The organism is Nocardia sp. 852002-20019_SCH5090214 (assembly GCF_001665865.1).
GTDB classification, from domain to species: Bacteria; Actinomycetota; Actinomycetes; order Mycobacteriales; family Mycobacteriaceae; genus Nocardia; species Nocardia nova.
Genome location: NZ_LZMK01000208.1, coordinates 1 through 9,676 on the forward strand (window position 1 = coordinate 1; position 9,676 = coordinate 9,676).

Sequence of the window (9,676 nt, forward strand, 5' to 3'; positions counted from 1 at the left end):
CGCTGTCGCGTTCTGGCAACGAGCACGAAAACACTTCGCCGCCAACGGGATCACTGTCAAACGAGTCCTCACCGACAACGGCGCCTGCTACATCTCCCAGCTGTGGCGATCCGAGCTGGCCGGCAACGGGATCACGCATAAACGAACCCGGCCCTACCGGCCACAGACCAACGGCAAGGTCGAACGGTTCAACCGCACCCTGCTCGAGGAATGGGCCTACGCCCGCCCCTACCGGTCCGAAACCGAACGCCGCGCCGCGTTCACCACCTGGCTCCACACCTACAATCACCACCGCGGCCACACAGCACTCGGTGGACACCCACCAGCCAGCCGCGTTCCTAACCTCTCAGGTCAGTACACCTAGTCCGCGCGCCCGAACCGACAACCGAGCAAAGGGAGCCGGGTAGGAGCCGACAACAGCCCCTCCCCAGGTGTCCCCCACGCGGGCTTGGGGCTGCCCCAGCACCGAAGGTCGGCAGAGTCGAACCCGCCGCGTCCGATCCGGGTCACCGGGCCACACCAGTCCGTTACCCACCGTGCGGGGGAGATTAGGGGCTGTTCTGCCGCGTGTGCTGCGACACTAGCCGTGCTTCCGAGTCGGGGTCCCGCACACCGCAACGAGCGGGACGGCTGTAACCCCGGCTCCGCGGCATGCGATGAACAGTCGCCCCGGCACCCGGTGGGGCAAGCTGTGAGACCTCGAGAGAGTGAGAGATCAGGGTCGATGGTCGTACGAATCTACAGCCATCCTTCCCAATACCCCGATCCGCTGACGCCGCTTAGCTTTTCGCCGATGCGCGGCAGTCAAAGCTTCGAAACATCATCAGTGTCGGTACCGTGCGTTAGCCTCCTGAGAGGACTCTCACTTCGCACGTCCCAGTGCGGGGGTACTCCTCACCAGGCCCTTCCCGGGTCACCACCCTTTGACGAGCAAGGACACCCCATCTGATGGCAGTGACTCAGCAGGAGATCGAGAACCGGTTGTGGGACGCCGCTGACGAGCTGCGCGTGGCGATGCCCGAAGCGCAGTATTCCTCGGTCGTCTTCCCGCTGATGTTCTGGAAGTACCTGTCCGATACCTGGGAGCATCACCATCAGGAGTTCCTGGAGGAGAACCGGGGCTTGGAAGACCTGTCCGACGGGGAGGCTCGCGAGATCGAGTACCGCGACTACCAGTCGTTCGAGATCCCGAATATCCACCCGGGCACCGTCCACGAGCGCCGCGCCTCGTGGTCATCGATCCTCGCCACCATTACCCAGCCGGGTCTCGGCCAGCGGGTTCGTGCTTCCCTGCAAGCCATCGAGACGGCCAACCCCGACAAGTTCTCCCGGCTGTTCGGATCCATGACCTGGACCTCCGAAGAGGTGTTGCGCAGTGAGGTGTTGGCAGCGGTCATGCGGGCGATGGACCGCGTCCCGAAGATGCACGAGGGCAACATGTCCCACGACGTGCTCGGTGGAGCGTACGAGTACCTGCTGAAGCGGTTCTCCGATGGGTCCGGCACCCGCGCCGGCCAGTTCTTCACCCCTCGTGAAGTCGTGGAGCTGCTCGTCGAACTCCTCGATCCCAAAGGGTTTGAATCAGTGTACGACCCAACCTGCGGGTCGGGCGGCATGCTCATCGCTTCTGCGAACCTCCTGAAAGCCCACGGCGGGCGGGGTTACACGCTCCGCTTGTACGGGCAGGAGTCTGTTCTGGACACAGCAGGCGTGGCACGCATGAATCTTTTCATGCACAACCTCACCCAGTTCCAGATAGAGGTCGGTGACACCTTGAAAGAGCCGCGGTTCAAGATGCCGGACGGGTCGGTCGCGCAGTTCGACGTAATCCTCGCCAATCCGCCTTACTCCCTGAAGTGGAAGCCCTGGAACAAAGACCCGCGCGCCATCGGCGGGGTCGCCCCGCAGTCGACAGCAGACTGGGCGTTCGTACAGCATATGATCGCGTCGATGCACCCGACGAAGGGACGCGCTGGCGTCGTCCTGCCACACGGAGTGCTCTTCCGAGGCGGTCAGGAAGCAGCCATCCGCCAGCGCGTCCTGGACGATGACCTTCTGGAAGCCGTAATCGGCCTACCAGCGAACCTGTTCTACAGCACCAGCATCCCCACGGCGATCCTGCTCTTCCGTGCACACGGATCGAAAGCAATGGAGCGGAAGGACGGGGTGCTGTTCGTCGATGCCTCCAAACGGATCACCAAGGCGAAGAACCGTAACGTTCTAACCCAGACGGACATTGCCGATGTGGTGGCCACCTACCACTCGAACTTCGATTCCGATGTCGACTCTGTTTGCACCTCTGGCAACGGCACACTCCCAGCACGATTCGTCCCCACCACGGAGATCGCGGCGAACGAATACGACCTCAACATCGGTCGCTACATCAAGCAGACCACGGCTGAAGCCGAAGACCTTGGCACGCTCATCGACGCCTACAACATCGCCCGAGCAGAGCGCCAGAAGGCCGAGCAACGCATGCTCGCAGTCCTCGCTGCCGCCGCGATCGAGGGCTTCGATGAGTGATTGGCGCAGTGTGACAATCGGTGAACTGCTGACCCTTGAGTATGGCAAGCCACTTCCTGAGGCCGCCCGAGACGGCCAAGGATTTCCCGTCTACGGGAGCAACGGTATCGTCGGCTTTCACTCTCAGGCACTGGTGAAGGGGCCCGGTGTCGTAGTCGGGCGAAAGGGCTCGTCGGGGACGGTCACGTTCAGCGAGAGCGACTTCACCCCTATCGACACCGCCTTCTACGTGTCGATCAAAAACCGCTCCGAGATTGGAATGGAGTTCGTTTACCACCTGTTAGCCAACGCGAAGTTGACGGAACTTACTACCCAGACTGGGGTTCCCGGGCTGTCGCGTAGCAGGGCGTACGAAGTTCGAGTAGCCGTGCCCCCGCTACCGGTGCAGTTGCGGATCGTCGAGATGATCGGTGCGGTCGATGACCAGATCACCGCACTCGACGCTGAAGCCGAGTCGTTGCACGCGGTGCTGCGGCGACTTCGCACCGAACTGGTTGACGACCAGGGCGTTCCTACAATCCGTGCTGACGAGGCGTTCGAGATCCGGATGGGGAGACAGCGGGCGCCTCAGTATGCCGCCGGGCCTTATATGACGCCGTACCTGCGTTCCGCGAACGTGGGGTACGGGACGCTCGACCTGACGGACGTGTTGGAGATGAACTTCGATCCCAAGGAACGCCAGGTGTTCGGTCTAGTGCCCGGCGATGTACTTGTGTCCGAAGGTAGTGCGAGCCAGTCCGCAGTCGGCATGCCGGCGGTGTGGCGTGGAGAGCTGCCCGGACCTATCTGCTTCCAAAAGACCCTCATGCGGTATCGAGCCATCGAAGGCATCAGCGTCCCGGCGTTCGTGAACCATTGGTGTTTGTGGGCCTACGAGTCAGGCACATTCCTAGATACCGCTGGTGGCACCAATATCAAACACATCACCGCCATGCGTGCAGTCCGTATGCCGGTACGTCTCCCAAGCGTCGCAGACCAGGTGCGGATCGCCGCAGAGCTCGACACGATGAGCGAGGCCGTCGCCGCTGTCCGGGCCGAGGAATACCGGCTGCGTGCTGTGCGGGCGCGGCTGTTAGGGGCACTGTTGGACCGCACTATCGACCTCAAATCCGCGGAGTCAGAGAGCTAGCGCAGTGGCTAAGGGCATTCGAGAGCGTGAGTTCCAGAACCGGATGGTCCAGTGGTCCCTCCCGCTGGGGTGGGCCTTCACCGCCGGTAGAACATTGCCGCGCGAAGCGACGCAGACCGTAATCACCTCCCAACTGCGGGACGCCATCGTCCGGCTCAACCCTGCCGTGATCGACGGTTTCGACGTGGACGCCATAGTCGAGGAGATCGTCGCCACGGTCAACGCTGTCGAAGGCGGGCTGGTCCGGGCCAACGAGCAGGTGCTGCACATATTGCGCGGGCTTAAGGAATTCCGGAACGCCGACGGTGTGTGGCACGGGTTGAGGGTCATCGACTTCGAGCACCCGACTGACCCGAAAGCCAATACGCTGGTTGTGTCGGACGAGGTGACGATCACGGTGCCGGGCAAGACTTCCCGTCGGTTCGACCTCGTGTATTGGGTCAACGGGTTGCCTCTCGTCGTGGTCGAGGTGAAGTCTCCGACTGCGAAGTCCGGGTGGGCGGACGCAGCGCGGGAGATCAACAACGTGTACGCCACCGAGTACCCGTGGTTTTTTACTCCCAATGTCTTTTCCGTTGCCTCCGACGGGCTGAAGTTGCGGTTCGGCGCTGCCGGTGCACCGACGAACCTGTGGCAGCCGTTTCGGTCCACCGCCGACGACGAGAACCTGTCCGGGCAGCCCGATGTGCAGCGCTCGGTCGAACTGTTGATGAACCCGGTCACTGTCCTGGACATGTTGGCTAACTTCGCCTTGTTCGACACCTCCGGTGGAGGGGTCGACATGAAGTACCTGCCCCGGTACCCGCAGATGGAAGCCGCGCACCTGATCCACAAACGGGTCCTGGAGGACGGGTCGAAGGGCCTGATCTGGCACCATCAAGGCAGCGGGAAGACGCTGCTGATGGTGTTCGCCGCTTCCCTGCTGTTGGCCGACACCCGCACCGAGTCGCCCACGATCATCCTGCTGTCGGACCGGACCCAGCTCGTCCGCCAGACCTCCGGAGTATTCACCTCGGCGATGGGGGATGCCTATTTCCACCAGCCCACCACAAGCCAGGAGTTGCGTTCGCTGCTGGCCGACGACGTGCGCGGCGTCATCTCCACGACCGTGCACAAGTTCGCCGACGTCGGCAAGAACCTGTCGACTCGCAGCAACATCATCGTGATGGTCGACGAGGCACACCGCACCCAGTCCACACGGTCGAAGTCACTGGCCGGGCAGATGCGTGCAGCGTTGCCACGAGCGAAGTTCTTCGGTATGACGGGCACCCCCGTCCGAAACCTCGCCACCGACACCTTCAGCCTCTTTGGTGCGGAGACCGACCCAAGCAGGGTACTGCACCGGTACTCGGTGTCCAGGTCTCTTCTGGACGAGGCCACCGTGCCGGTCATGCTGGACCCACACCCGGTCTCCTTCGAGATGAACGACCGGGAATTGCAGACCGAGTTCGACCGGTTTGCCGACGAGTTCGACCTCGATGATCCTGATCGCGAGACCCTGTCCCGCAAATTCGGGCGACTCACCTCGGTGTTCGCCAACCCCGATCGTATCCATGCGGTCTGTCAGGACATCGTGGACCACTACCTGGCCGGCCCCTACCGCAATGGCCTCAAAGCGCAGGTCGTCGCTTACAACCGTGAGCTGGCCGTGGCCTACACAGACAAGATCAATGAGCTGCTCGCCGGCTTCGAGACTTCACAGGTGCTCGCTGCGGTCGGGAAGCACGACCGGATCACTGCCGAGGTGAACATCTCCGTCTCGGACTCCAAGGACGAAGACCCCGCTATGCGTCCATTCCGGCTTTCGGAGAATGAGGAGGAGGAACAGAAGCGGCGGTTTCTCAGGCCAGACGACCCGCTGTGCTTCCTGGTAGTGACCGCGAAGCTGATGACCGGGTTCGACGCCCCCAACGAGGGCGTCCTGTACCTCGACAAGCCGCTTAAGGCCCACAGCCTGTTCCAGACGATCACCCGCCCGAACCGCACGTGGGTGTCCCCGACCGGATTCGTGAAAGCTGCCGGTGTCGTCGTGGATTACATCGGCCTGGCCGCAGAGGTCCAACGAGCCGTCGCCGACCCTACTCCGGCGGAGGCCGACCGAGGCGGCGGGTTCGTCATCGACGTGTCCGAGCTGGTGGCCGAATTCCGCACCACCTTCGCCTCTATCGAAGACATGCTCGCGGACGTGGACGGCCTGGACCTCGCGGTCCACGGCTACGAATCCGTGCGAGCTATTAACAGTTGCCTTGATGCGAATCCTGGCGCCGCCGAAGTGTTCACGAAGAACTACCAGCTCCTGGCCCGGCTGTACCCATTCGTCAATACTGACAAGCGGATTACCAAGTATCAGGACGGATTTGGACTGTTCGGGTCCGTCTACACGACCCTACTCAAGAAGTCCTCCGACGAAGATCGTAGGGAACGGCTGGGCGAGCTGGGGCCGATGGTCCTGGAGATCATCAATGGCCACGTGCACTCCTTCTCTGTGGTCGCCTCCCAGGAAGAACCCCTTGTCCTGGACGCCCAGGGCATCGCGATCCTTAAGGAACTGCTGGCACTTGTCCGCCGCAAGCCCGGCAAGGGCGACGGCGAGGAAAAAACGCCGCCGTCCGCAGCAGAAATCCTTCGCCACATCAAGGCCGCACTAGATGAGGGCGTCGAACCAGGATCTGCGAAGTACACCGCCCTCGCCGAGCGGATCAGGCTGCTGCGTGACCGAATCATTCAGAACTCTCACGACGCCCTGGAGTTCTTGTCCGAAGCGCTTCGAATCGCTCGCGCCATCGTGAACGCCCAGAAGCACCCCGACGAAGCTGTCGTGCTGGACGATGACCACGTAGGAGTGCTAACGCGAATCATCCACGACCATGCGCCCTCTGGGCTGACGGTCACCGAGCGGAACCTGGCCGAAGAGATCGACCGGGTGGTTACCAACACGCTCGCTCGGTCGTGGGACAACGCCGACGCCCGTAACCGGGGGGCCCGCCGCGCGACCGCCGCCGTTTTCCGCCGGTACATGTTGAAACCAGTGGGCGAACCGTACGACTCCACCGTCGCCTATATCGAAGCGCATTACCTGGTCGACTGATATGGGTCGATGGAGGCGGAGATTTCGTTCACGGGGGGTTTGATCTCGTTCGATATGGCTGTGTTCGATTTGCGACGTATCGGGACAGTTTGTGCCGCTTGATGTTGGACTCGTGGCCGCCGAATTGCCAAAACTTCTTCCGCTCAACGAACCAGCGGCATCGCATAAGCTAACTGCTGCCGCCGATCACGCCACGCCCACCTCGCGCGTTACGACCCAACCGACCAGCAATCGGTGTTCACCGCGATGGTTGGCGACCAACCGCTGAGCGTCGCGGATGCTAGCTCGTTCGGGGGGTGACGGGACTGCTGCGTGAGGAAGTCACGACCTGCAAGGCATCAGATGCGCACGCCAATTCACAACTGGTGACTGCGCTCATCGAATCTCCCCAACCGGGCTCATCGAAATGCCCCACCCGTGAGCGGTCCTGATTATAGGGGCTGCCGGTTCCCGGTCGTGGCTCGGCGGAGGTTGTCCGCGGTGGCTTGGTGGTCGCGGAGCCGGTAGGAGTCGCCGTCGAGGTTGATGACCATCGACCGGTGCAGCAGCCGGTCGAGCAGGGCGGCGGCGACGGTGTTGTCGCCGAGGATCTCGCCCCAGGAGCCGACACCGCGGTTGGTGGTGATCACGATCGAGGTCTTCAAATAGCGTTGCGACACAACCTGAAACAACGCTGAAGCGGCTTCGGCCGGCAAGGGGAGATAGCCGAGTTCGTCGATGACCAGCAGCGCTGGGCCGGCGTAGAAACGCATCGTGGTCGCCCAGCGGCCCTCGATCGCCGCCCGATGACAACGGGCCGCGAGATCGGCGGCGGTGGTGAAGTAAGTGCGGTAGCCGGCATGCGCGGCTGCTCGCGCCAAACCGGTGGCCAGATGCGTCTTGCCGGTGCCGGGCGTGCCGATCAGCAATACGTTGGTGGCGGTTTCCAGGTAGCGGCAGGTGCCGAGTTCGTCGAGTAGCGGCCGGTCGATGCCGGACGCGGCATCGACGTCGAAGTTGTCGAGCGAGGCCGGGGTGGGCAGGCTGGCGAACCGCAGCCGGCCCGCCAGGCGGCGGGCTTCGGTGTCGTCGACCTCGATCCGCAGCAGTTTCTCCAGCGTCGCTGTCGCCGAAAGGTTCTGTGCGGTGGCGTCTTCGAGGACCGACGGCAGTGCTTCGGCGGCGGCGTGCAGCTTGAGCGTGGCCAGGTGTGATCGGAGTTGCTGGTAGCGGGTCGCGGTCTCGTCGGCGCCGACGGCTTTCGTGGTGCGGCGGGTGGCGGTCTTGGGGGCCGGGGTGGTCATTTGCGGCTCCTGGCGGTGGCGGCGCGCTCGTAGGCGGCCAGATCGGTGACCGTCGCGCCGGCGGTGTCCGCGGCGGTCGAGACGGTGGGGTCGGTGGCGGCGCGCAATGCCGCGGCGGCGGCGCGCGCGGTGTCGCCGGGCGGGATGCGTTCCTTGCGGCGGTGCGGGCGGCCGGTATTCGCTGCCGCCATCGCGGCGGCGCCCAGCGCGACGACGTGGCCGTGGTCGCGGACGGTGGCGCCGAGACCGTCGGCGGCGCGTTCGTGGCGGGCGATCACGATCCCGGCGGTGGTGGCGATATCGATGTGGTTGCCGCGCAACGGTTGCGCGACGACCACCGTCGCGGAGGCGAGTTCGGGTGGGACCGAGTAGCGGTTGCCTCGCCAGGACACCATCGCCTGCCGAGACGCGACGCGGGGTTCGGCGACCATCGCCGGATACGGGTCGGCGGGCAACGGCCGCAACGGTTCGGACGCCGCGACCGTCGCGACGCTGGCGCAGCCGTCGGCAGTGGGCCGCAGCCGGGTGTCGCCGCGCAGCGTGCAGAATTTGTCGAGCGAGGCTTGGGCTTGCTCGACGGTCGTCTCGTCGGCGAGTGTGCGCCACCAGCGTTGCGCGGCAGTGTGATTGGCCTTCTCGACCACGCCTTTGCGGTTCCCGCGCCGGGGCGGGCAGATCGCCGGCAGCACGCCGTAATACTTGGCGACCGCGGCGAACGACGCGGTGATCTGACCGCTGGCGGGGTGGCAGACCGTGGACATGCGGTCGAACCTCCACGACCCAGTCACCCCGCCCAACGCGCGAGCGACCCGGTCCAGGCCCTCGATCAGGTGCGGCTGATCAGTCGAGGGGGCAAGGTAGCCGCGCCAGCGACCGGAATGCGCGAGGGATCCGACGAGCAGGTGCGCGTTGGCACCCCACCCCCATGAGGCGGGCGGGTTCGGCAGATCGACCCAGTCCCACTGGGTTTCACTACCGGGCGGGTGCTCGATGACGGCGTTGGGGCGTTCGGTCGTGGCCCGGCACGCCTGGCAGACCGGACGCAGTCCGCGGGCGCGGATGTTGCGGGTCAGCGACTGATACGACAGCGGGAAACCCAGTGGTTCCAGCTCGTCCATCAGCGTCTGCGCCCACAGGTGCGGGTCCTCGGCCAGGCGGGCGGTCACATACTCGACAAACGGCTCGAACGGGTCCGGCAGATGACGTTTGCGGACGCCGGGAGTGCGTTCCCCGGCCAGATAGGCGCGAACAGTTTTGCGGTCACGGCCAGTGTGGCGGGCGATCTGGGAGATCGTCCAGCCTCGGGCGCGTAGGGCACTGATTTCCACATCTTCCTCACGTGTCAACATGGAAAAGCGGGCCTCCTCCGAGGTGAATCTGCTGGTCAGGTGTGGTAACCACCAGCATTGGAGGAGGCCCGCCCTTCACGGCGGAGCCACACGGACAAATGGGGAATTTCGGTGAGCGTCAGCGGGGAAATTCAGCGAGCGCCGTCACTGGTAATCGGCTTCAATGACCAACCGCCCTACAGGGAATCACAGGTCAGGCCCGTTACCATGTTCACAGTGCCCCGCCGGGGGCACTGTGAACATGGGAACAGATTTTCCCGGCGCGGTGCCGGGCGGCGGCTGCTTTGTCTGGCAGGTGCCGCCG

6 protein-coding genes are annotated in these 9,676 nt (G+C 64.1%); 4 read left to right on the plus strand and 2 right to left on the minus strand.

The window, feature by feature from the left end:
• The 4 genes from A5780_RS16535 to A5780_RS16550 all read left to right on the plus strand — a co-directional run.
• On the plus strand, positions 1 to 364 hold a 364-nt coding region (locus tag A5780_RS16535; protein ID WP_156769523.1), incomplete at its 5' end, for an integrase core domain-containing protein.
• Between the two features lie 584 nt (positions 365 to 948).
• On the plus strand, positions 949 to 2,523 hold the full coding sequence (locus tag A5780_RS16540; RefSeq protein ID WP_064908885.1) for a type I restriction-modification system subunit M: 1,575 nt from the start codon (positions 949 to 951) through the stop codon (positions 2,521 to 2,523).
• A complete protein-coding gene (locus A5780_RS16545) occupies positions 2,516 to 3,652 on the plus strand; it encodes a restriction endonuclease subunit S (protein ID WP_082976512.1) in 1,137 nt (378 codons plus the stop codon). Before A5780_RS16540 ends, A5780_RS16545 begins: the two co-directional genes overlap by 8 nt.
• Before the next feature lie 4 nt (positions 3,653 to 3,656).
• Entirely contained in the window at positions 3,657 to 6,740 is a 3,084-nt protein-coding gene (locus tag A5780_RS16550) for a type I restriction endonuclease subunit R (RefSeq protein WP_064908886.1), read from the plus strand.
• Positions 6,741 to 7,171: 431 nt separating this feature from the next.
• On the opposite strand, the gene istB is transcribed toward A5780_RS16550, so the two are convergent.
• Together istB and A5780_RS16560 are read right to left on the minus strand one after the other, a co-directional pair.
• Positions 7,172 to 8,023 carry an IS21-like element helper ATPase IstB gene (gene istB / locus A5780_RS16555; RefSeq protein WP_064908887.1) on the minus strand — a complete coding sequence of 284 codons (852 nt, stop codon included), beginning with the start codon at positions 8,021 to 8,023 and terminating at the stop codon, positions 7,172 to 7,174.
• Positions 8,020 to 9,372 carry a DDE-type integrase/transposase/recombinase gene (locus tag A5780_RS16560; RefSeq protein ID WP_064908888.1) on the minus strand — a complete coding sequence of 451 codons (1,353 nt, stop codon included), beginning with the start codon at positions 9,370 to 9,372 and terminating at the stop codon, positions 8,020 to 8,022. The genes istB and A5780_RS16560 overlap by 4 nt, the downstream gene beginning before the upstream one ends.
• Between the last annotated feature and the right edge of the window lie 304 nt (positions 9,373 to 9,676).